The organism is Chroococcidiopsis sp. CCALA 051, assembly GCF_003015105.1.
GTDB classification, from domain to species: domain Bacteria; phylum Cyanobacteriota; class Cyanobacteriia; order Cyanobacteriales; family Chroococcidiopsidaceae; genus Chroococcidiopsis; species Chroococcidiopsis thermalis.
The window spans coordinates 53,200-77,887 of sequence record NZ_PYCI01000010.1 but is presented as its reverse complement, the minus strand read 5'-3'; the positions used below and the strand labels follow the sequence as shown (position 1 = coordinate 77,887).

General features: G+C 44.8%; 28 protein-coding genes and 1 pseudogene. 16 read left to right on the top strand and 13 right to left on the bottom strand.

Annotated features, from left to right (window positions below; translation table 11 throughout):
• Window positions 1-10 precede the first annotated feature (10 nt).
• Both tsaD and C7Y66_RS04100 read left to right on the top strand, forming a co-directional pair.
• Window positions 11-1,057 (top strand): tRNA (adenosine(37)-N6)-threonylcarbamoyltransferase complex transferase subunit TsaD, encoded by a 1,047-nt coding sequence (gene tsaD / locus C7Y66_RS04105; protein ID WP_106544564.1) that lies wholly within the window; start codon window positions 11-13, stop codon window positions 1,055-1,057.
• A 293-nt stretch (window positions 1,058-1,350) separates the two neighbouring features.
• A complete protein-coding gene (locus tag C7Y66_RS04100; RefSeq protein ID WP_015153893.1) occupies window positions 1,351-2,367 on the top strand; it encodes a hypothetical protein in 1,017 nt (338 codons plus the stop codon).
• On the opposite strand, the gene C7Y66_RS04095 is transcribed toward C7Y66_RS04100, so the two are convergent.
• Window positions 2,330-3,625, bottom strand: coding sequence for an inorganic phosphate transporter (locus tag C7Y66_RS04095; RefSeq protein WP_106544563.1), 1,296 nt, complete (start codon window positions 3,623-3,625; stop codon window positions 2,330-2,332). The genes C7Y66_RS04100 and C7Y66_RS04095 overlap by 38 nt on opposite strands.
• Before the next feature lie 101 nt (window positions 3,626-3,726).
• Between C7Y66_RS04095 and rpmB the strand changes: the two genes are divergently transcribed.
• The 5 genes from rpmB to hypA all read left to right on the top strand — a co-directional run bounded on the left by rpmB (window position 3,727) and on the right by hypA (window position 7,306).
• A complete protein-coding gene (rpmB, locus tag C7Y66_RS04090) occupies window positions 3,727-3,963 on the top strand; it encodes a 50S ribosomal protein L28 (RefSeq protein ID WP_015153895.1) in 237 nt (78 codons plus the stop codon).
• 307 nt (window positions 3,964-4,270) lie between these two features.
• On the top strand, window positions 4,271-4,816 hold the full coding sequence (locus C7Y66_RS04085; RefSeq protein ID WP_106544562.1) for an oxidoreductase: 546 nt from the start codon (window positions 4,271-4,273) through the stop codon (window positions 4,814-4,816).
• Window positions 4,817-4,982: 166 nt separating this feature from the next.
• The gene (locus C7Y66_RS04080; RefSeq protein ID WP_106544561.1) at window positions 4,983-6,434 is read left to right on the top strand and encodes a Ni/Fe hydrogenase subunit alpha; all 1,452 of its coding nucleotides are present in this window, start codon (window positions 4,983-4,985) and stop codon (window positions 6,432-6,434) included.
• Window positions 6,435-6,503: 69 nt separating this feature from the next.
• A complete protein-coding gene (locus tag C7Y66_RS04075) occupies window positions 6,504-6,983 on the top strand; it encodes a hydrogenase maturation protease (protein WP_106544560.1) in 480 nt (159 codons plus the stop codon).
• Window positions 6,965-7,306 carry a hydrogenase maturation nickel metallochaperone HypA gene (gene hypA / locus C7Y66_RS04070; protein ID WP_106544559.1) on the top strand — a complete coding sequence of 114 codons (342 nt, stop codon included), beginning with the start codon at window positions 6,965-6,967 and terminating at the stop codon, window positions 7,304-7,306. Before C7Y66_RS04075 ends, hypA begins: the two co-directional genes overlap by 19 nt.
• Here the strand turns inward: hypA and C7Y66_RS30870 are convergent.
• The 10 genes from C7Y66_RS30870 to C7Y66_RS04025 form a co-directional block, all read right to left on the bottom strand.
• A complete protein-coding gene (locus tag C7Y66_RS30870; RefSeq protein ID WP_233222515.1) occupies window positions 7,292-7,450 on the bottom strand; it encodes a hypothetical protein in 159 nt (52 codons plus the stop codon). The genes hypA and C7Y66_RS30870 overlap by 15 nt on opposite strands.
• The gene (locus C7Y66_RS04065; RefSeq protein ID WP_106544569.1) at window positions 7,428-8,228 is read right to left on the bottom strand and encodes a PhzF family phenazine biosynthesis protein; all 801 of its coding nucleotides are present in this window, start codon (window positions 8,226-8,228) and stop codon (window positions 7,428-7,430) included. Before C7Y66_RS04065 ends, C7Y66_RS30870 begins: the two co-directional genes overlap by 23 nt.
• Window positions 8,229-8,236: 8 nt before the next feature.
• The gene (locus C7Y66_RS04060) at window positions 8,237-9,025 is read right to left on the bottom strand and encodes a DUF928 domain-containing protein (protein WP_106544558.1); all 789 of its coding nucleotides are present in this window, start codon (window positions 9,023-9,025) and stop codon (window positions 8,237-8,239) included.
• Window positions 9,026-9,034: 9 nt separating this feature from the next.
• Complete coding sequence (locus tag C7Y66_RS04055) at window positions 9,035-11,413, bottom strand: CHASE2 domain-containing protein (RefSeq protein ID WP_106544557.1); 2,379 nt, start codon at window positions 11,411-11,413, stop codon at window positions 9,035-9,037.
• A gap of 202 nt (window positions 11,414-11,615) precedes the next feature.
• The gene (locus C7Y66_RS04050) at window positions 11,616-12,608 is read right to left on the bottom strand and encodes a DUF1822 family protein (protein ID WP_106544556.1); all 993 of its coding nucleotides are present in this window, start codon (window positions 12,606-12,608) and stop codon (window positions 11,616-11,618) included.
• Complete coding sequence (locus tag C7Y66_RS04045) at window positions 12,544-13,260, bottom strand: hypothetical protein (RefSeq protein WP_015153904.1); 717 nt, start codon at window positions 13,258-13,260, stop codon at window positions 12,544-12,546. The genes C7Y66_RS04050 and C7Y66_RS04045 overlap by 65 nt, the downstream gene beginning before the upstream one ends.
• A 173-nt stretch (window positions 13,261-13,433) precedes the next feature.
• Window positions 13,434-14,630 (bottom strand): Coenzyme F420 hydrogenase/dehydrogenase, beta subunit C-terminal domain, encoded by a 1,197-nt coding sequence (locus tag C7Y66_RS04040; protein ID WP_015153178.1) that lies wholly within the window; start codon window positions 14,628-14,630, stop codon window positions 13,434-13,436.
• A gap of 96 nt (window positions 14,631-14,726) precedes the next feature.
• Window positions 14,727-15,029 carry a TMEM165/GDT1 family protein gene (locus C7Y66_RS04035; protein WP_106169557.1) on the bottom strand — a complete coding sequence of 101 codons (303 nt, stop codon included), beginning with the start codon at window positions 15,027-15,029 and terminating at the stop codon, window positions 14,727-14,729.
• 162 nt (window positions 15,030-15,191) lie between these two features.
• Complete coding sequence (locus C7Y66_RS04030) at window positions 15,192-15,629, bottom strand: TMEM165/GDT1 family protein (RefSeq protein ID WP_015153176.1); 438 nt, start codon at window positions 15,627-15,629, stop codon at window positions 15,192-15,194.
• A gap of 140 nt (window positions 15,630-15,769) precedes the next feature.
• Window positions 15,770-16,123, bottom strand: coding sequence for a YkgJ family cysteine cluster protein (locus C7Y66_RS04025; RefSeq protein ID WP_106544568.1), 354 nt, complete (start codon window positions 16,121-16,123; stop codon window positions 15,770-15,772).
• Between the two features lie 241 nt (window positions 16,124-16,364).
• Here C7Y66_RS04025 and psb30 point away from each other — a divergent pair, with 241 nt between their 5' ends.
• Window positions 16,365-16,487, top strand: coding sequence for a photosystem II reaction center protein Ycf12/Psb30 (gene psb30 / locus C7Y66_RS04020; protein WP_039717506.1), 123 nt, complete (start codon window positions 16,365-16,367; stop codon window positions 16,485-16,487).
• Window positions 16,488-16,584: 97 nt separating this feature from the next.
• Here the strand turns inward: psb30 and ylqF are convergent, their stop codons facing one another.
• Together ylqF and C7Y66_RS04010 are read right to left on the bottom strand one after the other, a co-directional pair.
• Window positions 16,585-17,442 (bottom strand): ribosome biogenesis GTPase YlqF, encoded by an 858-nt coding sequence (gene ylqF, locus C7Y66_RS04015; protein ID WP_106544555.1) that lies wholly within the window; start codon window positions 17,440-17,442, stop codon window positions 16,585-16,587.
• Between the two features lie 124 nt (window positions 17,443-17,566).
• Window positions 17,567-17,965 carry a universal stress protein gene (locus tag C7Y66_RS04010; RefSeq protein ID WP_015153172.1) on the bottom strand — a complete coding sequence of 133 codons (399 nt, stop codon included), beginning with the start codon at window positions 17,963-17,965 and terminating at the stop codon, window positions 17,567-17,569.
• Between the two features lie 90 nt (window positions 17,966-18,055).
• Between C7Y66_RS04010 and pgk the strand changes: the two genes are divergently transcribed.
• The 8 genes and pseudogenes from pgk to C7Y66_RS03970 all read left to right on the top strand — a co-directional run bounded on the left by pgk (window position 18,056) and on the right by C7Y66_RS03970 (window position 24,604).
• On the top strand, window positions 18,056-19,258 hold the full coding sequence (gene pgk / locus C7Y66_RS04005; protein ID WP_015153171.1) for a phosphoglycerate kinase: 1,203 nt from the start codon (window positions 18,056-18,058) through the stop codon (window positions 19,256-19,258).
• Between the two features lie 232 nt (window positions 19,259-19,490).
• Window positions 19,491-20,051, top strand: a complete 561-nt coding sequence (locus tag C7Y66_RS04000; RefSeq protein WP_015153170.1) for a TetR/AcrR family transcriptional regulator — start codon at window positions 19,491-19,493, stop codon at window positions 20,049-20,051.
• A gap of 87 nt (window positions 20,052-20,138) precedes the next feature.
• Window positions 20,139-21,302 carry an ABC exporter membrane fusion protein gene (locus tag C7Y66_RS03995; RefSeq protein WP_106544554.1) on the top strand — a complete coding sequence of 388 codons (1,164 nt, stop codon included), beginning with the start codon at window positions 20,139-20,141 and terminating at the stop codon, window positions 21,300-21,302.
• A 148-nt stretch (window positions 21,303-21,450) separates the two neighbouring features.
• Entirely contained in the window at window positions 21,451-21,771 is a 321-nt protein-coding gene (locus tag C7Y66_RS03990; RefSeq protein WP_106544553.1) for a DUF2834 domain-containing protein, read from the top strand.
• Between the two features lie 156 nt (window positions 21,772-21,927).
• Window positions 21,928-23,088, top strand: a complete 1,161-nt coding sequence (gene devC, locus C7Y66_RS03985; RefSeq protein WP_106544567.1) for an ABC transporter permease DevC — start codon at window positions 21,928-21,930, stop codon at window positions 23,086-23,088.
• Window positions 23,089-23,171: 83 nt separating this feature from the next.
• Window positions 23,172-23,513, top strand: a pseudogene (locus C7Y66_RS03980) (four helix bundle protein).
• 67 nt (window positions 23,514-23,580) lie between these two features.
• Window positions 23,581-24,282: a DevA family ABC transporter ATP-binding protein gene (locus C7Y66_RS03975; protein ID WP_106169525.1), complete on the top strand. Its 702-nt coding sequence runs from the start codon at window positions 23,581-23,583 to the stop codon at window positions 24,280-24,282.
• A 34-nt stretch (window positions 24,283-24,316) separates the two neighbouring features.
• Window positions 24,317-24,604: a hypothetical protein gene (locus C7Y66_RS03970; RefSeq protein WP_106544552.1), complete on the top strand. Its 288-nt coding sequence runs from the start codon at window positions 24,317-24,319 to the stop codon at window positions 24,602-24,604.
• Window positions 24,605-24,688: the final 84 nt, after the last annotated feature.

The window sequence follows — 24,688 nt, the reverse complement described above, 5'->3', positions numbered from 1 at the left end:
CCCTCCGACAATGGCTACGATTTTAGCGATAGAAACAAGTTGTGATGAAACTGCGGTGGCGATTGTTAAGAATCGTCAAGTTTGTAGCAGTGTTGTTAACTCCCAGATCTTAGTACATAGTCAGTATGGGGGAGTTGTACCAGAGGTTGCTTCGCGCCAGCATTTAGAAATTATCAATCAGGCGATCGCCCTAGCTCTAGAGCAAGCTGAAATGAACTGGCAAGATCTGGATGGGATTGCGGCGACTTGCGCGCCTGGCTTGGTTGGTGCTTTGATGGTGGGCATCACGGCAGCAAAAACTTTAGCATTAATCCATCAAAAGCCTTTTTTGGGCGTACATCACCTAGAAGGGCATATTTACGCTAACTACTTGAGCGAACCAAGTTTGCAACCGCCTTTTTTGTGCTTGTTAGTTTCTGGCGGACACACTAGCTCGATCTACGTTAAAGATTGCGGCGTGTACGAGACACTGGGTGAAACCCGCGACGATGCGGCGGGAGAAGCCTTTGATAAAGTTGCACGGCTCTTGCAATTGGGATATCCTGGCGGTCCCATCATTGACAAATTGGCACAAACAGGTAATGCTCAAGCTTTTTCCCTGCCAGAGGGAAATATTTCTCGATCGCAGGGTGGTTATCATCCCTATGATTCGAGTTTTAGCGGCTTGAAAACAGCAGTACTGCGATTGGTAAGACAGTTAGAGCAGAGTGGTACTGTACCAGTGGCAGATGTAGCGGCAAGTTTTCAGGAAACAGTAGCGCGATCGCTAACTAAACGGGCGATCGCTTGCGCTCGGGACTATGGCTTAGAAACTATCGCTGCAGGTGGTGGAGTTGCAGCCAACAGCAGCCTCAGAAAACACCTGCAAGTAGCAGCAGCCAGTCATAATCTGCGCGTGTTATTTCCGCCTTTAAAGCTCTGTACTGATAACGCTGCCATGATTGGTTGTGCTGCTGCCGACCATCTTAATCGAGGGCATACCTCACCTTTAACTTTGGGTGTGCAGTCGCGTTTATCTCTGAAAGATGTAATGCAACTGTATTCAGTTAACAATTGACAGTTATCAGTTATCAAGAGACAAAGTTGTAGGGGCGGGTTTATTCCCAGATGTCTGTTAATCCAGGCGCAATCTGGTAGTCAAACCCGCTTTTACAGTAGTTAAGCGTAATAACCAATTACCCATTACCCATTACCCATTACCATTCTTTCCATTCTCCGTATTTCCACGTTAAGTCTTTACTATTTTTGTAATTTGAATAAAGTTTTCATAAATATACCTGGAGATGGTTAGACATCCTCAGTGAATTCCAGTATGGTTTTATACATGTAAGGTTTATTAGTAATATTTATATGTCTCTAGATGTGCAAGAAATTAAGAGTGCAATTAGAATTCACGACTATATTTCACAATTAGAAAAGCTAACAAAATTAACTCTAAAAAACTCAGATATTATGCTGGGTGCGCCGAAAACTAAACTTGTTTTTGACTTACCGACTCACAATAAACCTTGCTACGAGTATGTCGAGCAACTGTATCAAGAAATTGGCGATCGCGATTTGCTGATGCAAGCTTTAAGAACGGGCTGGCATTATATCAGTTCTAACGGTACAACAATTCCCGTATCGAAAGAAAAGTATTTTCAGCAATTAAACTCCTCTCAAGCATTTCGCGTTGCCAAACAGAGAGGCTATCAAGTTCCAGAGAAATTTTTAACTACTAAACAGTTTTGCTACGGGCAGTATGAAGCTTATTCTGCTATGCATGAAATTATGCATGGTAAGGCATTAGGAATTTGGTCTAACAAAGCTAATTTCTCTAATTTTATGTATAACTATGCCAAGTTTTATAAAGCAATTAAACTAATTGCCCCTCAATTTATCGTACCGAGTTCTAGCTATCAATCTTCTATTCCATATATTTTAGACCAACTGTGGGTGGCGAGTCATAACAGCAACCAAGTTAGATTATTAGGCTTAGAAGTTGCTGGCGAACAACATTTTCTGAATGGAGGACACAGCAAAACTTTAGGGAATGAAAAGTATCTAGAAAAACTAGGTTTTGAGATGTATCATGTCGCCAGTTGGTGGTGTCGGGTAGATCCATATCGCGTTATTTGTGAATTTTTAAAAGAGTCGGGAATTTTTCCTGAAGCACAACAATATTTAATTGGTGCAGAACTAGATACGATTGATAAATACGTCTGCGGTATTTGCCACCGTCCGATGGTAAGACTAGGTTGGGATTGGATTCAACAGTGTCAAATTGGCGATCGCACGGTTTACGCTCACAAACACTGTGTCGCGCACAAAGTTGCTGACAAGCTTTCAACTAGAGGAAGATTAGACGTGCAATCGCAAAGATGCTAGCACCCAAAACTGCACTTATCGGCACCGTAATAATCCAAGCTGCGGCAATTCCTCGCACAGTTTGGAACTGAATTGTTTTCCAATTTCTGACTAAACCAACTCCCACGACACCACCAACTAGAGCATGGGATGTAGAAACGGGTAAACCCAGGCGCGAAGCCAGTAAAATTGTTGTTGCCGTAGCTAATTCAGCACAGAAGCCGCCACTGGGTTGTAAGGGAATAATTCCCTCGCCGATGGTGGCGATAACTTTTTTACCCCAAACAGCTAAACCTGCAACGATACCAGCACCGCCAAGTACGAGAATCCATAACGGAATCGCGATGCCATCTACAGGGACACTAGCAGTACGAATAATATAAGTGATTGCTGTTAAAGGTGCGATCGCATTCCCGACATCGTTAGAACCGTGTGCGAAAGCGACGAAACAAGCACTCAATAATTGGAAGCGTGCGAGTTGTTTTTCTACAAGGGAGTCGGGAGCCGGAACTACTTTTGACCCTTCACTTTGTTCGAGGGCAAGCTTTTGACTTTGAACTTTTGACTTTGCTAGTTGTCTCCAACCATAGAAAGTTAGAGATACAGAGGCGATCGCTCCTAGCCCTAAAGGTAAATCGCGGGGTGGAAGTTGTAAACCCCAATGTTGAGTTAGCAAAGTATATATTGGATGACTGACAGTAGGTAGGACGATAACACCAAAAATACCGATCAACGCCACACTTAACCAAGGAATCCACTCGTCTAGCTGTTTGAGAGGATCGGGTTGAGTCAAAATCCAGCGTCTTACCTGACTGTAAAATGCAGAGGCGATCGCACCGCTGACTATCGGCGTAATCACCCAGGCAAAAGTGATTTTACCGATTGATGCCCAGTCTATTGCTTCCCATCCGATCGCGCAAGCACTAAAACCCGCGATCGCTCCTACAATTGCATGAGAAGAGGACACGGGTAAGCCCTGTGATGTCGCGATTTGCAACCACGCTCCCCCAGCTAGTAGAACTGATATCATGCCTACTAACAATACTTCTGGCTGAGAAATGAATAGGGCAGGATTGAAAATTTTGGTTGCTAGAGTTTCTGAAACTTCATGTCCAAACAGCACCGCACCTGTAAATTCTAGAGTCCCTGCAATGACTAATGCTTGACGCAAAGTCACAGCTTTAGACCCGACAGAGGTTCCCATCGCATTAGCAACATCATTTGCGCCTAAGTTCCAAGCAACGTAGAAGGATAGGAGCGCAACTAAAAAAAGAATCATGCTTATTCGCTCTCAACACAGCCATCATACCCTCCCAGGAAAATTCCAGGTACAATGATAGATTGTGCAAGATACCCAAACGCGAAGATCTGGAGATCCTTATGTCCCGTAAATGTATGCTCACAGGCAGAAAGGCAAACAATGGTTATGCCATTTCCCACTCTCACCGCCGGACTAAAAAAGTGCAAGAAGCCAACTTGCAGTGGAAACGGGTTTGGTGGGAAGAAGGTAATCGCTGGGTGAGACTGAAGCTTTCGACTAAAGCAATCAAAACCCTCAATATCAAAGGCTTGTCAACAATGGCAAAAGAAGCCGGAATCAACCTCAACCATTATTAAGATTTGATGGTATTTTCTATTGACCATACTAAGTTTAATGGTTAATTTTCTGGAGCCGTAAAATTTTGCGGCTCTACAAAGTAGAATTATTTGCAGTCTCTTTTCGCCTTCCTCTTCATAGGCTGAATTGATCTCAGCTAGGCGTGACTTTGTTCGCAGCCAATACCTGCTTGAGCCATTAATTCTCTATCTTCTCTAGGAAATTCTCGCTTCCTTCCTCATAACTTCCTCAAGTTATTTGTTTATAACCGTAACTGTAGGGCAACGATCCCCCGTAGTTCTTTACCAGCAAGGGAGTCAGTAAACAATGACTCGTTTAAAACTAGCAACAGTTTGGTTAGGTGGCTGTTCGGGCTGTCACATGTCATTTCTTGACTTAGATGAATGGCTGATCGACCTAGCAGCTGGGGCAGATTTAGTTTACAGTCCCTTTATGGATACCAAAGAATATCCAGAAGGGGTGGATGTGGTATTGGTAGAAGGAGCGATCGCTAATGAAGATCACTTGCAAACGATTAAAACAGTAAGAGAGCGATCGCAACTCCTGATCTCATTTGGTGATTGTGCTGTAACTGGTAACGTGACAGCTTTGCGCAATCCATTAGGTAGTGCCGAACCAGTTTTGCAACGCTGTTACATTGAAACCGCAGATGTGCGCGGACAGATTCCCCAAGAACCAGGTATTGTCCCGCCTTTATTAGATCGAGTCACGCCAGTACATACAGTCGTACCCGTTGACGTTTACTTACCCGGTTGTCCGCCTCCAGCGGCGCGGATTCGAGCCGTACTGGAATTGCTACTACGTGGGGAAAAACCGCATTTAGAAGGGCGTGAGTTTATCAAGTTTGGTTAGAAGCTGAGATCTCGATCCCCCCTAGCCCCCCTTAAAAAGGGAGGAACTGGTAGCCTCCTTACCTCCCTAATTTCCCTGAAAAAGTGAGAAATTCAAAGCCCCCTTTCTAAGGGTGTTGGGGGATCGAGTCTCTACAAAAAAATCATCGCGAAAAGAGCAGTATTCTATGTCCCAGCGAATTGTTATCGATCCAGTCACGCGCCTTGAAGGTCACGCTAAAATCACCATCTACTTAGATGATGCCGGACAAGTGACCGATGCTCGGTTCCACGTCACAGAATTTCGCGGCTTTGAGAAATTCTGTGAAGGTCGTCCTTTGTGGGAAATGCCAGGAATTACGGCGCGGATTTGTGGAATTTGCCCAGTGAGTCACTTGCTAGCTTCTGCTAAAGCAGGCGATCGCATTCTTTCTGTCACTATTCCCGCCGCTGCTACTAAATTGCGTCGGTTGATGAATTTAGGGCAAATTATCCAATCCCATGCTTTGAGTTTTTTCCATCTCAGCGCCCCAGATTTACTATTAGGCATGGATAGCGATCCTCAAAAGCGCAACATTTTTGGGTTAATTGCCGCTCAACCAGAATTAGCCAGAGGTGGAATTCGACTGCGGCAATTCGGACAAGAAATTATTGAAATATTAGGGGGGCGCAAGATTCATCCATCGTGGGCAATTCCAGGTGGCGTGCGAGAACCATTATCTCAAGCAGGACGCACGCAGATTCAAAGCCGCATTCCAGAAGCTAAAAGCACAATATTAGATGCGCTAGGTAGATTTAAGCGCTTGCTTCAGGACTATGAAAGGGAAGCTCAAACTTTTGGTAATTTTCCCAGTTTATTTATGGGTTTGGTCACATCTGATGGTTTGTGGGAAAACTACGACGGATATATTCGGTTTGTCGATAGCGCTGGCAACATTATTGCAGACAAACTCGATCCAACTCGCTTTCAAGAATTTATTGGTGAGGCAGTTGAATCTTATACTTATCTCAAGTTCCCCTATTATCGTCCTTTAGGATATCCCGACCAAAAAGATCGCTGTCGTTTAGATAGTGGCATTTATCGAGTTGGACCTTTAGCACGATTAAATATTTGTACTCATATTGGCACTGCGATCGCCGATCGAGAATTAAGCGAATTTCGCGATCGCGGTGGTGGTACTGTACTCTCATCCTTTTTTTACCACTACGCCCGACTGATTGAAATTTTGGCATCAATCGAGCAAATTGAATTGTTGCTTGACGATCCACAGGTGTTATCTACTAAAATCCGTGCCGAAGCTGGAATTAACCAATTAGAAGGAGTTGGTTGTAGTGAAGCACCACGCGGGACTTTATTTCATCACTACAAAGTTGATGAAAACGGCTTAATGCAGAAGATAAATTTGATTATTGCGACGGGGCAAAATAATCTCGCAATGAACCGCACGGTGGCTCAAATTGCCCGACATTTTATTCATGGTGCAGAAATTCCTGAAGGAATGTTGAATCGTGTTGAAGCTGGAATTCGGGCTTTCGATCCTTGCTTAAGTTGTTCGACTCATGCAGCCGGACAAATGCCATTGCACGTTCAATTAGTAGGAACAGATGGAAGTGTTGTTAATGAAGTTTGGCGGGATTAGAGCTGTAGAGACGTTACATGTAACGTCTCTACAGGGAGAAGATAAAACTAAAATCAAATCGACAATCTGATGGGCGAGAATTCAAAAACTATTTTGGTAATTGGCTATGGTAATGACTTACGTAGTGATGATGCTGTGGGGCAAAAAGTAGCTAATGCGATCGCCTCTGAGGAATTACCTCATGTAACATCGCTGTGCGTCCATCAACTCACACCCGAACTAGCTGCATTTTTGGCAACATCTGACCTAGCAATTTTTATTGATGCCTGTTATGCAAGTGTCTGCGAGAATGTACGAGTACAACCGATCGCACCTACCAATTCTACTGCGATCGGCGGACATACAGGCGATCCTCGATCGCTATTAGCCCTGACGCAAGCGCTTTACAATCAGGTTCCGAATGCTTGGTGGGTAACGATACCGGGAACGAACTTTGAATTAGGCGATCGCCTTTCACCCATTGCCGAACGAGGTATTCAGGTAGCGCTGGAACAAATTTACCATTTGATTAAATTAGGCAAGGTAGAACTATGCATGAAGTTGGAATGATGCAAAACGTTCTCGCAACTGCTGTAGAACGTGCAAAACATGAAGGTGCAAGCCATATTCGCCTGCTGCAAATGCGAGTCGGTGAGGCATCTGGGGTAGTACCAGAATCCTTACAATTGGCGTTTGATGTGGTGAAAAAGGAGACAATAGCTGAAGATGCCAGACTTCAGGTGGAGTCCGTACCAGTCGTCTGTTATTGCCCCAATTGCACTACTGAATTTCATCCCACCGATTTACTCTACGAATGTCCCGAATGCCACCAACCATATTGTGAGGTACGGCAGGGCAAAGAGTTTGAACTAGCATTTTTAGAAGTTTCCTAGTCGATCGCTGGCTTCATAGCGATTTTCAATTGGGTAAAACAGCCGATCTGTAGGGGCGCACAGCTGTGCGCCCCTACAAGCGTCACGTACGCAATCGAGAATTGCGATCGCAAATTGCCATTCATCCACCATCAACCAATTCACCCCGTAAAACGAGAACAGCTTGTCCTCTCAATAAAACGCGATCGCCTTGACAACTAACTTTAATTATCCCACCTCTTGCAGAAGCTTGATAGGCGAGAAAATTATCTTTCCCCAAGCGATCGCGCCAGTAGGGTGCAAGGCAACAATGCGCCGAACCCGTCACCGGATCTTCATCAATGCCGACATTAGGCGCAAAGTAGCGAGAGACAAAATCATACTCTGAGTTTGTCCCTTGGCTGGTGACGATTACGCCTTGCACGGGCAAGGTTTTCAGTAAACTAAAATCTGGCTGAAGATTTCTGACAATCTCCTCCGAATCTAATTCCACCAAATAATTTCTATTCGTCTCACCTACGTACTTGGGTTTGGTTCCCAAAGCTTTCATCAAATCGGCAGGTATTTCCGATGCAGCAGGAACTTGCATTGGGAAGTCTAATTCGATCCATTCTCCTATCCGTTTTGCCGTCAGCAAGCCGCTGAGAGTGTGAAATCGAGCTGTTTCCTCTGGCTGCAAATAACCCTGTTCCCACAGCACATGAGCGCTAGCTAGGGTAGCATGACCGCACAGAGGAACTTCTGTAGCAGGGGTAAACCACCGCAGATTGTAGCTACCATCGTCTTGCCGGAGTAAGAAAGCCGTCTCCGATAAATTCATCTCTTTGGCAATATTTTGCATCCAACCGTCATCTCTCGATCGCGGCAGAACGCATACAGCAGCAGGATTACCTGCAAAAGGTTTATTTGTAAAAGCATCGACCTGAAAAATTTCTTGTCCCATTTCAGTTGTCATGGCAAAAGTGGCTGAGATGTCATATCGCTCAAATTGGCAGATTGTAAAAGCCCGTGCCAATTTGCCTTGAGAACGGCATTTTCTGGCTGCTGTAATCGCTGTTCGGCTATGGTGGCGATCGCGTCGTACCATAAGCCTTGTTGAGCGTAGAGATCGAGTCGTTGTTCGGGTGTGGCTGTTTTGAGTTGCGATCGCATCGTAGCGGTTGGCGATACGCGCTGTACCCATCCTTCGACCGAATCTTTGATCGCAATAGTAGAATCTTGGCGATCGCAACTGGCTGCTATTTCTGTTTTCAAAAACCAGTGATAGTTCTGATTGAGCTTAAGTGGTGGTTGAGTAGATGGTAAACGCACGCCGATGATGCCTGGTTTAGCTGGCAGTTCGACAGCAGAACGATAGACATCGTTATCGCGATCGTCTTGTAGGACGAATTCTACAGAACGGAGTGAAGGGTTGGCAGCAGGAATGTAAAACCAGAAAGTAGGATACTCGGCGATCGTCTGTCCCCAAACATACGTTGCCTTGCCCGTGCCTACAGTCTTTTCTACGGCAGGTGCTAGCGCCGTTAGCGGCAGCTTGAAGCCGCAGTCTCCTCCTCGTCCGGCTGCGCCTCTAGTTCGTCCGGTGGGAGTGCCGGAGGTAGGAAAGGGCGGCGGCGTGTAACGGGGTTGAGCGCTGACTTGCTGATGAGTGTGATTTTGACTGTTATTGTGGGTGGCGATCGCTGCTGTGGGTACGAGCAGTGTGAAGGCGATCGCTGCTGTGGCTGCAAGCTTGTGCATTATCTCACCTCAATCTATCTTTAGTGTAGGTTTGGGCGGTAGATTACTGCTATCGGGCAAAGAACGCTTGACGACCGCAATTCTGCCTCCCGTCACGACTAAAGCCAAAGCCGCAGGGACTAAAGGCAGCCAGCCACCCTGGAGTAGTAATATCCAACTCGATCCATATAGAGCTGCAATTGTCAAGCAAACACTCAATCCCAATCGCGCGGGAGAACGCCAGCACCAAACAACAACTCCTCCCACCAACGACCAAGCCCAAATCCAAACAATCTCACCCCAGAGAGGCAAAACCCACAGTGGTGTTCGTCCATCCAAAACAGCACTGAGGAGTTGACTCACCATCTGAGCTTGTAAATAAATACCTGGGATCTGTTTTTGCAGTCCCTGTCTGCCGATGCTGTAGGGAGTAGACCACGCATCACCAGTACTAGGAGCCGCTAGACCGATCAGTACAATCCTGTCTTTGAGGGTACGGGCAAGATTGGGCGGAATGCGATCGCTCAGTATATCTCCTAGCGTCACCGCTACGGCAATATCGTCTACAGAGTCAAAGGGACGGTAATTGAGTAACAGTTGATAGCCTTTAGGATCGATTCTTTGATAACCGCCCGTGTGGAAAGGTTGCAAACGCGGAAAAACGACATTACCGAGTTGTAAGTTACCATTGGGCGTGAATTGAGTTTCAATTCCTTTAGCTGCCAAATATTGATGGGCGAGTTGAAAACTGAGCGCTGTATTAGCACTACAACGGGATGTGAGTGGCGGATCGAAATTGAGCAAATGGCGGCGCACGATGTTGTCATCTGGATCGGCAATAACATCGCTAAAACCTATCCGTTCTGGTGCGACTTCTGGCGGGGGTTGAACGCCACGCGGATCGAATTCTGGATCGCTGACTTTACAGATAGCAAAAAGGCGATCGCTTTTTTGGAGCCTTGACTTCAGACTTGGTAATTTCTCGACTGGAAAATCGCGGTAGATATCCAAACCGATAACTTGTGGGTGAAATTGTTCGAGTTTTTGCAACAGTTTTTCCAATGCCAAATCTGACAGAGAGCCTTTTCTCTGATTCTGTTCTGGCAGCTGCAAATCTTCCTCTGTCACCGTCACAAGTAACAGACGCGGATCGGCTTTTTCTATAGGACGCAGCCGCATTAATTGGTCAAAAGCCTGCAATTCTATAGTTTGGAATAATCCTAATAACCGCATTCCTACCACCGCCGCCGTGACAATGGTGCTGGTGAAGCAGACGCGCCGCAGAGAAAGCCGTTGTCGTGGTGGACGTAGACGTTGCATCCACTGTTGCCAAGTTGGAGGAATTTCGGCAAGATTTTGATAAATGACTGGTAGCCAGCTAGCAGCAGGATATTCACTTTCCCATCCCTGGAGTCTTTCCCTTGCCTCTCGTACCGACAAATAGAGAGACTTTCCCCCAGCAAAAGCCTGGAGAAAACTCTTCAAAAATTCTTGCGCCACGCGATCCGGTACGGGTTCGCGCATGAATACTACTTGGGGAATGTGTAGACTTGCCAAGTCCCGCGCCAAACCCAAGCCATCGCAAGAGTTAAAAATGGCTACGCTCAAACCATTTTCTACCGCAGTTTGTAAAGCGTGTTTGAGATCGGCAATAGTTAAACTTTCCGTTTGATTTAAATAAATTCTGCCTGTAACTTCATTCTGTGAGGCAGTTGTTTGACTGGCACTATGTCCGGCAAAAAATAAAATATCCCATCCTTGGGTAGACCATAACTGACGGTCTAACTCTTGACGTGACGGCTCAACCAAAAACTTGACATCTGCTCCTGGCAAGGTTTCGAGCAGGTTACGGTCTGCTTGAATGTCAATTCCGGCACTACTACCTAAAATCGCTAAAATTCTGATTTGAGTGCGAGAGGATGTCGTTTTCAGCGCAATTTCTTCGTAAGCAGGGGTACTCAGGGCAATTTCTGCTTGAGGATAGCGAGCAAATAGATCGCAGCGATGCCAGGGTAGCCGCTGTAATAGTAAATCTTCAGTTTGCAAAATAACTCGAATTGCATCCGCAGGCATTAATTTTTCTAAAAACTTATCCCTCAAAGCCAGAAATGATGGAGAGGAAAGCCAATTGTTTAGACTGCGGCTGAGGGATTCTGCGGCATTATAACAGTCTTCTAAAACACAAACATTCGTAATTTGGACGGCAGCGGCTTCCAGACGCGATCGCAAACCCAAACTGTAGTAAGCTGATTGCCATTTTCTGTAGAGTTGCGGAATTTCCGGCTGGGGTGGTAATCTGCCAGCAAGTTCTACAGCGGGGCGATCGCCATCCTCGCCAATTTGCAGCGTTACAGGAAACCCCTGCTCGAAGCTACCTTCGCCAAACTTCAAGACAACTAACTTACCCACGATCTATCACCTGTAGGCACGTCAATAAATAGTTACCAGTTACCAGTTACCAGTTACCAGTTACCAATAAAAACCTGTATTATCGCTCTTGAGCAAGAGTCTTTCATAGAGGTGCTTGGTAAGTTTCAAGTGGAATTCAAATCTCCAGCGCAAACAGAAGGTCACTGTTGAACTAGTCGCCGATGTAATCTCAGGTAATGTTTTAAATAATAAAGTGTTCCGTGATGCCAACATCCCCCAGAGCTACTTTAACGCTAAATCTTTCTCCGGTAGTACCGCTAAATTGCAACTGAATGTAATTATCGGCGCGTCTGGCTTTAGCTTCCAAGAAAACTGAACCAGATTCATCCAACACGATTAACTGTAGCGACGGCGGTAAAAATGTCTCTCTCCCCGTCGGATGCACTTGTACGATCAGATCGGTTTTCTGCTCTGATGCAGGACGCAGTTCCATGACCAAAGCGACTGCATGACCAGCTAGCTGCATCCCTAAGTCAATTAACTTTGCCCGTCTGACAAAATTTTCAGGGCGATCCACTTCGTTTGTATTCAGTTCTTCTGTTTTACGAAAGCTAAAGGTTAAATTGTGTTCGGCTGGATTTAATAGCGAGACGACAGTTTGCCAACCCGGTTCAAACGTATTTTGGAACCACTGTCTCAAGTTAACCGTACTCGTGGGAGGATTCGCGTTAGCGAAGCTTAACGAAGTTATCGCGCTTAAGTCTTGCAAGTGGGACAAGAGATCTTCCGGCGATCGCAACTGGTTAACGGTCAACTGTTCTTGGGTAACTTGCTGGACAAAACCCAGGATACAGACCTGTTTTTCTACTTCATCCAAACGCACGACAACATAACCGATCCGATCTTCCCAAACCTCCGGTGGCACGTAACAGGTAGAAGCATCAGTGGCGATCGCCCGACATTCCAGGCGACCCAAACCCAATACCTCCAAGTCTGCTGCATCCACACACGCACGCATAAAAGGATTCCAACTATCGCACTCGTTCCAATTCACCGGAACGCCCATCATTTCCAAATAATCACGGACGGCACACACAGCCAAGGTATTCAGTCGCACTTGCTCTGCTTTTTGTGACGTTGGCTGCTGCTGGCTAAACTGCCAAGCAATGCTATTCGCGGCTTGAGTAATTGGTAACGGAAGGGAGCGATCGTTTTCTCGTGCTTGATAATTCATGATAGGTATCCTCTAAATACCCTTGCGATTCGCCGAATTTACGCAATCGTGGTAGGCATTGTCGCCGATAGAAACTACTCAGTGTCGAAACGGACAGCTTGTATTGCGCTGCCAAATCTTCCCAGCTTGTCTCTGGTGGCAGCCTTTGCAACAATAAAACTTGGCAATTCACCTTTGGATAACCTTGAATGTAAGTACGGCGGAGGTCGCCATCAGGATCGGTTTGAATCCACTTTCGTGTCGTTTCCAAAATTGGTGGGACATCGGGCGGAGCTTCCAAGGCTTCAATCGCGTCTTTCCCCAGCTCGTCAACAGAATAGACTTGTCTAGTTGTCGAGTTATTGGTAGTCTTTCTTTGCAGGTACAGGTCTTGCAGCCGTCGCCGCAAATATGCATTTAACCAAGTCGTGATACTACTACGACTGGGATCGTAGCGATCGCCTGTCGTAGCTTCACACAGGTTACGGCAGAAATACAGCCAGGTTTGTTGTAAGGCATCCTCGTAATCGGGAGTATTTTCTTTCCACAGCTTGCCAGACTTGGCAATCGAGCGGACAATTCTCGTTAAACCTCGCTGGCGATCGAGACTACCGATCTTCTGCTGACAAGTTTCTACGACCAATTGACGCAGACTCACCTCAAATTCTTCCATAACAGTATTTTTTATTTGTCTCTCCAGCAGGGGTATGTTTATTTTCGAGGAAAAATCCTCTGAAATCACTACCGCGCTGCTTGTTGTCTCACCTCCTAGACATAGCGTGTTTCCTCCGCTATATACTTATCAGCTTTATAGAAGAAAATTATGCAGGTGAGTTTTGTGAAGATTTAATCCGGCAACTTATACTGCCCCACAATTCGCTTAGCAAACTCCGGTACATGCGCTTCCAACTTCTCTAAATAATTCCGCTTCACGTACAGATAATTCCGCGTAAAGTGAGAATCAATCGAGAATCGTGCATATTCCAACCCTTTCGGACCAATTCTTTCAATGACTACACCCATTAACTTCGCCGCCCACATGGGCAAAGTCACCGCTTTATCGTAAGCAGGTATACTCTGTTGTACTGCTTGATGGCGATCGCCCTGCGAAATAACAGGTTGTAGCTCTAATTTATCTTGCACCAAATCCAGCATTTCGCGACCGCGATCGTTGCGGACAACAATCCACTGCCAACCGAAGGTAGCACCCATGTAACCGACAACCAAATCGGCAAGGGAATTGACATAATCAAAGCAACTCATGCAAGAAGGTGCAAATACATCCTTGAGTTGGTTTGTCTTTAAACCAAAGAAAGGTACTGTTTCCACCGAACCATCTTCATGCTTGAAGTGAACGCGGAAATCTTGCATGAATTCGTAATGTACTACTGTATCGGGCGATTTACTAGTCGTTTCTAAGAATTTTTGCAATCCCGCACGGGTAACGTTATCCACGCAAGGAGTTCCTAAAACGTAAAGCTTTTCTAAGCCAAGTTGTTTTTCTACTGCCCGCAATGCTTGAATTTGACAACCGACACCAATTACTAACAGCCGTTTCATGCCTGACTGTTCTATTTGTTCTAGCACCGATAGGTTAGGCGACAGCGTAGGTTTATTTACCCGTGCGGCTAAAATTTCCTCTGGGGTACGGGCAATAATTGGCATCGGTTGAAAGCGGTCTTCTTTGGTATTCTGGACGCAGACTACGCCTTCGACAATGCCGCGATTTAGCATTTCGATCGCAATGGTACTAACAATACCCGTCCATTGCGCCCCGGGAATCGGTTCTTTTTTCCGCGCCGCTGTCATCGACTGATGCACGCCGAAGTAAAGTTCGTCTGGATTGTCTAAATTACGGCTGCGATCGTGCGTTTGAGTTTCTAATTGGTCAAATTGCTGGTTTAGGAATGCACACGCTTCCTTGACATAGTGGATGTAATATGTGTCGCACAAGCCGCACTCGCTACAAAGTTCTTTGGCTGGGCGGCGGCTTCCTGATTTGAGGGCTTTGGCTTTCTTGTGATTGGGATGAACGGCGGTCATAAGTCAGAAAACTTGGTTTTTTATACCTGTTCACACAATACCGCTTTCAGCCGAAATATTTTAGTATGTGGTGACAAAAGGTAGAATTTGCACCTTTTAGATCGTAGTTTCCTCAGTTTCCTGAGAATTGTCCCCAAAGCATAATAACCGAATTGCAAGCACGGCAAAACCCACAGCCGCGATCGCCTTGACGAATTTTACAGGTAGCAACTGAGCTGCACCCGCACCTGCTAACACTCCCAGCAAACTTGTCAATATCAAAGCGCTAGCCGTGCCAAAAAAGACAGCACGTGGAGATTTACAACCGCCACTGAGGGCGATCGCTGCTAGTTGGCTTTTGTCTCCCAATTCTGAGAGAAATACAGTTACAAAAGTGATTCCTAGTAGTTTCCAGTCCATGAAGTTGAGGGGTGAGTGAGGAGAATTCGGAATTCGGAATTCGGAATTCGGAATTCATTGTGACTTGTGACTTGGAATTGCTTCCTCAGATGCCTCTATATCGCCTTTAAAAGGGGAATTTCTTTATTATTCCCCCCTTAAAAAGGGGGCTAGGGGGGATTTCTACGAGAGTAAAATATCACATACTAAGGCGATCGCAATCAGTAGTAAACTCGTACCCGCGGCAATTTCTAACTTTCTAGGTGATAGGTGTTTTGCTAACCACTGTCCCAAGAGTACGCCTAGTAAACTGGTCGTAATTAACGCTGCGGCTGCACCTACGAAGACAATCCAGGGTGATTGAGACTCTGCACTCATCAAGAGCGTGGAAAGTTGGGTCTTATCGCCGCATTCTGCCAAAAATATGGTGAAAAATGTCGAGGCGTATATTGCCCACCAAGACTGCTGTGTTTTCTTTGGCTGTTGTTTTTGCTGTTGTGGAGGGCAATCGCTAACACTGACAACAGGCTGGCTGCTGTGTGTTTCCAAAACCTGTTTCTCCAGTGCTGTTATTTGGTCAGATAAGCTAGATCGCTGAGGGGGTGCAGATTCCAGTTTCACAGGCAGTTCAGCTCAATACGCGACATTTTTCATATTCCTTTCATTTTCTGCCAAATTATGACAAAAGGCAACCCCATTATTCAGTTGTCAGTGACCAGTGACCAGTTAACCAACAACCAACAACCAACAACTAACAACTACTACCAATCGCCAACTTCTCGCTGAAACCGCACCATTTCCAGGCTGCGATCGCCATAAACGCCGGAAATCTGTTGCTCGCAGCACTCGATCGCAAAATCGTTGACTTCTTCCGGCTCGATGCCGTACATATCTAAGAATATTTCTGGCTCGACTCGGCAAAAGCGAGGGCGGTTGGGATAGATTTTGCATTCTCGCTTGAGATGGTCGTAGTTAATGCACCAACCACCTTCACCTACCATGCTGAGATAGAGTGATAACTCTTCTGGTGTCAAATACTCTGCTATGTCTGGGCGTTCTTCTGGGTCGAGATGACAGCAAGCGCCACACTGCTTTACACATTTCCAAGTTGCCATTTCCAAGTCGCCATAATATTCAGATTGGGTGACGATCGCGTTCCCGCTACTCAAGCTTAGCGATTTTAGTTACCCCATCACTAAAATGAGAGCAGCAAGAGTTTATTTGTGGTTTGTTATAGATTTGTTAAGTTAATTAAATCCGGTAATTCTCCTCTAGGTAAAATAAGGTGCGGATTTTTATGTAAGCAATCGACGTTAAATAGACAAGCTGGGAGGAGAGATAAATCTTATGTCTGGAATTTTTGATGCGATCGGTAGTTTTCAGTGGGAAACTCTGTTTCAACTAGTAAGCGTTGCCCTGATCATGCTAGCTGGTCCAGCAGTTATTTTTGTCCTTGCCTTTCGCAACGGCGATCTCTAAAACTCATACGATATACCATCAATGGATAAGGGAGGGAGTAGCTTTGAGCTATTTTCCCTCTTTTGGTTTATTTGGATGAAAAGAAAAGTTACAAAAATTAATTCGGTGGTAACTCTAAGGGAACTGTCCCCAAAATTCCTTTGCGAAAATCTATCAGTATCTGTCTTGCCGTGCGTTCCAAGTCACCGCGATCGCGTTTTGCCGATAACTCATAGACAAATTCTTCTCCTGTCATGCCCAACGAATCGATTTTGTAGCGAGATAGGGGATTGTCAGGCATGAGTTCGGGAGCAGTTGCCATTAAATCTTGCAGCAAATCGATAAAGATAACAGCCACTTGGTAAGAATCGTAGGCAGCATCACCAATATCATCGCAGATAGCTAACTTAATTGCTGCTGCTTGGTCTTCTAACTTAGTCGGAATTACCCCGGGTGCATCTAACAATTCGACGCGATCGGAAATTCTGACCCAGCGCAACTGGCGCGTTACCCCAGGACGAGCCTCGCTGACGACAATCCGCCGCTTCAACAGCCGATTGATCAGCGCTGACTTACCTACATTAGGAAATCCAATCGCCGCTGCCCGCACGGGACGGGCTAACAAGCCGCGATTTTTGCGGCGTTGATTAATCTCATCACCTGCTCTTTGCGCTACCTGCAATACTTGTCCTACACCGTTACCATCTTTAGCATTGGTAAAGTAAACTGTTTCTCCCCGTGTCTTAAACCACTGCTGCCACAACTGCCGCAACGCAGGAGGAATTGCATCGACGCGGTTGAGGATTAATACTCGTGTTTTATTGCCTACCCACTCTGGCACGCGCGGATGGTGGGTCGCTAGTGGAATCCGTGCGTCCCGTACCTCCAATACCACATCAACCAACTTCAGTTGTTCGGCAAGCGCTCTTTCTGCTTTGGCAATGTGACCTGGATACCATTGAATTTCGTTTGTCATTGGTCATTTGTCGTTGGTCATTTGTGAATGGGTAGTTGGTAGTTGGTAGTTGGTAGTTGGTAGTTGGCTGGAATTGCTTCCTTGTCCTCCTTGTCCCCCTCACTCCTCGCTCTCTGCTCCCTCATTAAGGTACAACTAAAACCGGACAGGGAGATAGATTGATCACGCGGTTGGTGACGCTTTCGGTAACTCCTTCTTCTGTTAACCCGAGTCCTCGGCAACCCATGACAATTAAGTTTGCACTAACTTCGTCGGCTACATCACAGATAACAAATGCAGGCTTGCCCTGCCGCTCAAATGCCTCTGTTTGAATGCCTTGCTGTTTGAAGACGGACTGGGCATCTTCGAGAAGTCGGGCTACGACATCAGGCGATTCCATGCCCTCGTCAGCCTCTTCCGATCCTTCTACTACCGATAGCAGTATTAGACGGCTACCATACTTTTGCACGATTTCAACCACGACTCCTACGGCTTCTTGTGTTTCGCGGCTGCGATCGATCGGAAACAGAACAGTCTTAAACATTTGTGGTAACTCCGATACCCATGCTTCGGTAAAATGTGGACGGCGCTAAATGATGGACTAGACCAAAAAGGCAATTAGGAGGTTGACGCTGTGTCCAAAAAAACTCTAGCAAATTTATCCTCGTCAGATTTATCTGGGAAGCGGGCGTTAGTACGGGTAGATTTTAACGTACCGCTAGACGACCAAGGCAATATCACCGATGATACCCGCATTCGTGCTGCACTGCCGACAATTCAAGATTTAATTAAAAAGGGTGCTAAAGTCATCCTGGCTAGTCACTTCGGTCGTCCCAAAGGTGTAGATGATAAATTGCGTCTGACTCCCGTTGCTAAGCGCCTTTCCGAATTACTCGGTCAAGAGGTTATTAAGTGCGACGATTGTATCGGTGATGAGGTTGCTGGCAAAGTTGCAGGAATGCAAAACGGTCAGGTGTTGCTACTGGAAAACGTTCGCTTCTATCCCGAAGAAGAGAAGAATAATCCAGAATTTGCTCAAAAGTTAGCTGCAAATGCGGACTTGTACGTAAATGATGCTTTTGGTACGGCTCACCGCGCCCATGCTTCAACTGAGGGCGTAACTCACTACCTCAGCCCTTCGGTAGCAGGTTATTTGATTGAAAAAGAACTTCAGTATCTCCAAAGCGCGATCGAAAATCCTCAGCGTCCCCTAGCGGCAATTATTGGTGGCTCGAAAGTCTCCAGTAAGATTGGCGTAATCGAAACGCTGTTGGACAAGTGCGATAAGCTGCTGTTGGGTGGTGGGATGATTTTCACCTTCTACAAAGCACGGGGTTTGAATGTTGGTAAGTCGCTGGTGGAAGAAGACAAGCTAGAACTGGCTAAATCTTTGGAAGCTAAGGCAAAAGAACGTGGTGTCGATCTATTGTTACCTACAGATGTGGTGGTAGCAGATAAATTTGCTGCTGATGCCAACGCTCAGACCGTCAGTGTGGATAATATTCCATCTGATGGTATGGGTTTGGATATTGGTCCAGATTCGGTCAAGACGTTCCAAGCAGCACTGGCTGAGTGCAAGTCGGTGATTTGGAATGGTCCGATGGGTGTATTTGAGTTTGACAAGTTTGCTGTAGGTACAGAAGCGATCGCTCGTACTCTTGCCGATCTCACCAAGCAAGGCGTAACTTCCATCATCGGTGGTGGTGACTCTGTAGCAGCGGTGGAGAAAGTCGGTGTAGCCGAGCAAATGAGCCATATTTCAACTGGTGGCGGCGCTAGCTTGGAGTTACTTGAAGGTAAGGAACTACCCGGTATTGCTGCTTTGGATGATGCCTGATTCGGAGACTGAGAGGAAATCCGCAGTTGAAGAAGCGGGATTTCGATCCCCCCTAACCCCCCTTAAAAAGGGGGGAAATTAAAGTACGGGCGGGTTTGACAGCAAATGTATTTGTTACTTGACATATTTGCTGTCAAACAAACCCGCTCCTACTTGATTTATATTGGACGTTTGTTTTATATTTATTTATATCAAACGTTCGATTTAATATGGAGTCAAATTAATTATCCCGATGCCCAAGATTGTAGACCACGACCAATATCGTAAAGAACTGTTGCTCAAGAGTTTCGATCTATTTGCCGAAAGAGGCTACGGTTCGATCACCATGCGACAGTTAGCTCAAGGATTGGGCGTGTCTACAGGGACGCTTTATCATTACTTTCCCAGCAAACAAGCCTTATTTCTTCAGTTGGTAGAAGAACTAGACAGACAAGACTTGCTCAACTTCTTGGCTGAGGCGGGAAATCCACCCACCTTAACAGAGCGAATTGAAACTATGTTCAATTTTGTTGCTAAAAATGAAGATAATTTTTGCAAGCAAGTTTTACTTTGGGTGGAATTCTACCAGCAGGAAAAAGCTGAACTGACCAAAAATAATGCTTTTCACAGCTCTTGGGATAAGACTACGCAAGCGATCGCCGACTATTTGCAAGTACCAGATAAAGCGATCGCGGATTTTGTCCTGAACTATCTTTACGGCTTATTAATGCGAGGAATATTTGAAACTGAAACAATTTCCTATCCAGAACAAGCAACCTTACTCAGCAAAATTCTTGTAGCATACCTGAAATAATCAGTTATCAGTTATCAGGGAGCAATTACCAATTACCAATTACCAATTACCAATTACCAATTACCAATTACCAACTACCAACTACCAATGACCAATGAAATTTTAAAACCTTCAAATCGCTGGATAGCTGGGTTAATTCTGACGGCAACTGCTATAACAGGGGCAACTGGCTTTTATGTCGTTTCTCAATCTTCTCAGCCTTCTCCTCCTGTGGCGACAACTCCCCCAGTGACGCAAGTTACGGCTTTGGGACGACTGGAACCAGAAACAGAAGCAATTCGCTTATTTGCCCCATCTGCATTGGATGGCGATCGCGTAGACCAATTATTAGTTAAAGAAGGCGATCGCGTCAAAGCAGGACAAACTATTGCGATTTTAGATTCTCGCGATCGCTTGCAAAATGCTTTGGCACAAGCACGCGAACAAGTCAGAGTTGCCCAAGCTAAATTAGCACAGGTGAGAGCAGGGGCAAAAACAGGAGAAATTAAGGCGCAAGAAGCGACTATTACCCGGATACAAGCAGAAATTGCTGGAGAAACGTCAACTCAAAATGCTACTATTGCTCGCTATCAAGCAGAAGTCAACAACGCCCTAGCAGAGTATAATCGTTTTTTACAATTATATCGTCAAGGTGCGATCTCTGCATCGAACATAGATAGCAGGCGATTAACTCTAGAAACCGCTCAAGCACAATTAAAGGAAGCGCTTTCGGGGAAAAACCGCACCGTAGAAACTTTACAGGCTCAACTACAAGAAGCCAAAGCTACCCTGAATCGGATTGCCGAGGTACGTCCGGTAGATGTGGATGCAGCCCAAACAGAAGTGGATACTGCGATCGCCGCTGTGAAAACATCGGAAACGCAGCTACAAGAAGCCTATATTCGCGCCCCTATGTCTGGGCAAATTCTCAAGATTCACACGCGAGAAGGGGAGAGAATTAGCGATTCGGGCATTGTAGAAATGGGACAAACGGCTCAAATGGTTGCTGTCGCCGAAGTTTATCAGACTGATATCGGTAAAGTTAAGTTGGGACAGCCAGCCGTCATTACCAGTCAAGCAATTTCAGGACAGTTAAGCGGTAAGGTTTCCCAAATCGGTTTACAAGTCGATCGACAGAATGTCTTCAGCAACCAACCTGGAGAAAATCTAGATCGGCGCATAGTAGAGGTTGAGATTCGCCTCAGTCCTGAAGATAGTCAACAGGTAGCTGGGTTGACAAATTTACAGGTAGAAACAGCAATTCAACTGTAGTTTTTGTTTGTTTCAATGCATAACGCATGTTCGGTATAAATAGGGAAAAGTCAAAAGTTAAAAGTCAAAAGGCAAAACGACTTTCTTTTCTTCTAGCTTCTGACTCCAAGCTTGCCGACAACTGATAACTGACAACTGATAACTGAAAATGTTGCAAGTGTTCTATTCAATTCTTTGCATATTGGGTACTGCTTTAGCCTTCTCTGAGATTTTACCTTTTCTATTCGAGCATGGGTTCAATCCTCAAATTTTTGTAGAGCAACTATTTACGAATAAGATTTCAGCCTTATTTGGCTGGGATGTAGTTGTTGCAGAGTTAGTTTTGTGGGCATTTATATTTTGGGAAGGTTCGCGGCTGGGTATGAAATATTTATGGGTTTATTTTGCTAGTAGTTTAATTGGTGTTTCTACAGGTTTACCCTTCTTTTTACTGATGCGACAAAGGCATCTCATTCAGAATTCACAATAAATTATCGGAACGAATTAAATTGACGGCGACAAAGGCAAGGGCGGGTTTAGCAAGAAAATCTGTTTTGAACTAAGCATATCGATAAACCCGCCCCTACAAGTAATGGATGTACGCCATCAATTACCAATTACCCATTACCCATTACCAACCAAAACTATGAAATGGCTGAAAAAAATTCCCCTCGCATGGCATCAATTAATGAAAGAAAAGACGCGGTTGCTAGTGGCGATCGCGGGAATTGGTTTTGCTGATATGCTGATCTTTATTCAACTGGGATTCAACGATTCTCTTTACGACAGTGCGACACAGACACAAAGTTTGCTACAAGCAGATTTGGTGATGATTAATCGGCAATTTGAATCGCTGTCTACGCTGCAAAGTTTTTCAAGAGAAAGACTATATCAAACATTGGCATACAATGGCGTGTTTTCTGTCAGTTCAATTTATATTGGGAGAGGTGAATGGAAAAATCCTACAACGAGAATTGACAGAACAATTTTAATTTGGGGTATCGATCCAAATGCACCTAGCTTTGCCGTACCAGAAATTCAACAAAATGCGAAGCGATTGCAACTTTTAAATACTGCTTTATTCGATCGCGCTTCTCGTCCAGAATATGGGGCGATCGCAGAAACAGTGGAAAAGCAAGGTAGCGTGGAAGTACAGTTAAATCAGCAAAATATTCGGACAATTGGATTATTTAGAATTGGTGCATCTTTTGCGGCTGATGGGAATGTAATAGTTAGCAATTCAACTTTTCTCAAATTACTAGCCGATCGCAAATCGAATCAAATTGAAATTGGATTAATTCAACTTAAGCCAGGAACAAACTCAGATAGCGTCAAAGCACAATTAACAGCAGATCTGCCGAATGATGTCAGAGTCATGACACCACAAGAATTTGCAGAAGTAGAAAAATACTACTGGGAAAGTCAAGGTGCAATTGGATTTATCTTTGGGCTTGGTGTGGTTGTAGGAATTATTGTAGGCATTGTCATCGTGTACCAAATTCTTTACACCGATGTTGCCAATCACTTACCAGAATACGCCACGCTTAAGGCAATGGGATATAGCGATCGCTATTTATTAAGCGTTTTGATTCAAGAATCAATAATATTAGCAATTTTGGGGTATATTCCTGGTTTTCTGATTTCTTTAGGACTATATCAAGTTGCAGCAGCAGCAATTTTAATGCCAATTGGAATGAAAGTGGAACGAGCAATCTTTGTATTAGCAATTACGTTTATTATGTGTAGTATTTCTGGGGCGATCGCCATGCAAAAATTGCGTTCTGCCGATCCTGCTGATGTTTTTTGATTGGTAATGGGTAATGGGTAATGGGTAATTGTTGGTTAGCAAGGGGAAATATAAGACATGGAGTATAAGATGAGAGTTGTTGAGTGGCTAGACCTGACTTTGAGAGTTTGGAAGTGTATAAGTTGGCTGAACGCTTAGCGAATACAATTTGGCAGATTGTTCAGTAATGGGATGGTTTTACTAAAGATACGATGGGAAAACAAATTGTCCGCGCTGCGGATAGTATTTGTGTCAATATTGCAGAAGGGCGCGGTCGTCATAATTTCAAAGATAATCAGAGGTTTATAAAGATAGCTAGAGTATCTTTGTATGAAACCATTAGTTGGTTACGCTTAGCATATACTCGAAACCTTCTTAATACCGAACAATCAGCTAAACTTAAACCAATAATTGACGAATTAATTCCTAGATTGAACGCTATCTAAAATCTTTGGAAAATGGATAGCTTACAATTACCAATTACCCATTACCCATTACCCATTACCCATTACCATGCAACCTGTCATTTCTATTCAAAACCTCAATCATTACTTCGGACAAGGCGAACTAAAAAAACAAGTTTTATTTGATATTAATTTAGAGATTATGCCTGGAGAGATTATTATTATGACTGGTCCTTCTGGCTCTGGGAAAACAACATTATTAACCTTAATGGGAGGGTTGCGATCGGCTCAAGAGGGTAGCTTAAAAATTTTAGGACAAGAAATTCGCGGGGCAAACAAACAACTATTAACTCGGTTGCGCTGCCAAATTGGATATATCTTTCAAGCACATAACTTGATGTCATTCTTAACTGCAAAACAAAATGTAAGAATGTCTTTAGAATTACACGATCGCTATCTTGCTGAAGATTTAAATGCTAAAGCCACAGCCATGCTAGAAAGCGTTGGCTTGGGAAATCGAGTCGATTATTATCCAGAAAACCTCTCAGGAGGACAAAAACAACGAGTCGCGATCGCCCGTGCGTTAGTCAGTCATCCTAAAATTGTTCTAGCAGACGAACCAACAGCCGCACTTGACAAACAATCTGGACGTGATGTGGTAGAGATTATGCAGCGTTTGGCAAAAGAACAGGGTTGCACCATCCTGCTTGTCACCCACGATAACCGCATTCTCGACATCGCCGATCGCATTGTTTACATGGAAGATGGTTATTTAGCCAATAATCCGAATTCAGCTGTCTTGGGTGAGTAGATATATATGGAGTCACTACCCAGGAGAATCAAAAGTGGATAATCTAGACGCTGCTAATATCTGCCAAACGCCTGAAGTTTGGGCAAATACTAAAACTTGGCAGGAGACTTGTAGCAAATCTAATGCAGACACGCAAACCAGTCACAACGATTTGCTGATTCCATCGGCAATTGTAGTATTACCAATATTTATGCTCGTATCAATACTCGTGACTAGAAAGTTACGCCGACACTATCATCGTCAGCAGCAGAGAAATAGAGCATTTGCCCGTTTGCAAAAAGTTGCACTGCTAGAGCGGATGTTATCTATTAAGGTTAAGTAGTCAATGATATGCGTGATGAGCTTGATAAACTGACTAGACTCAGTAGCAAATACGTAGTATAAATAAAGCATTTGAATTAATTAA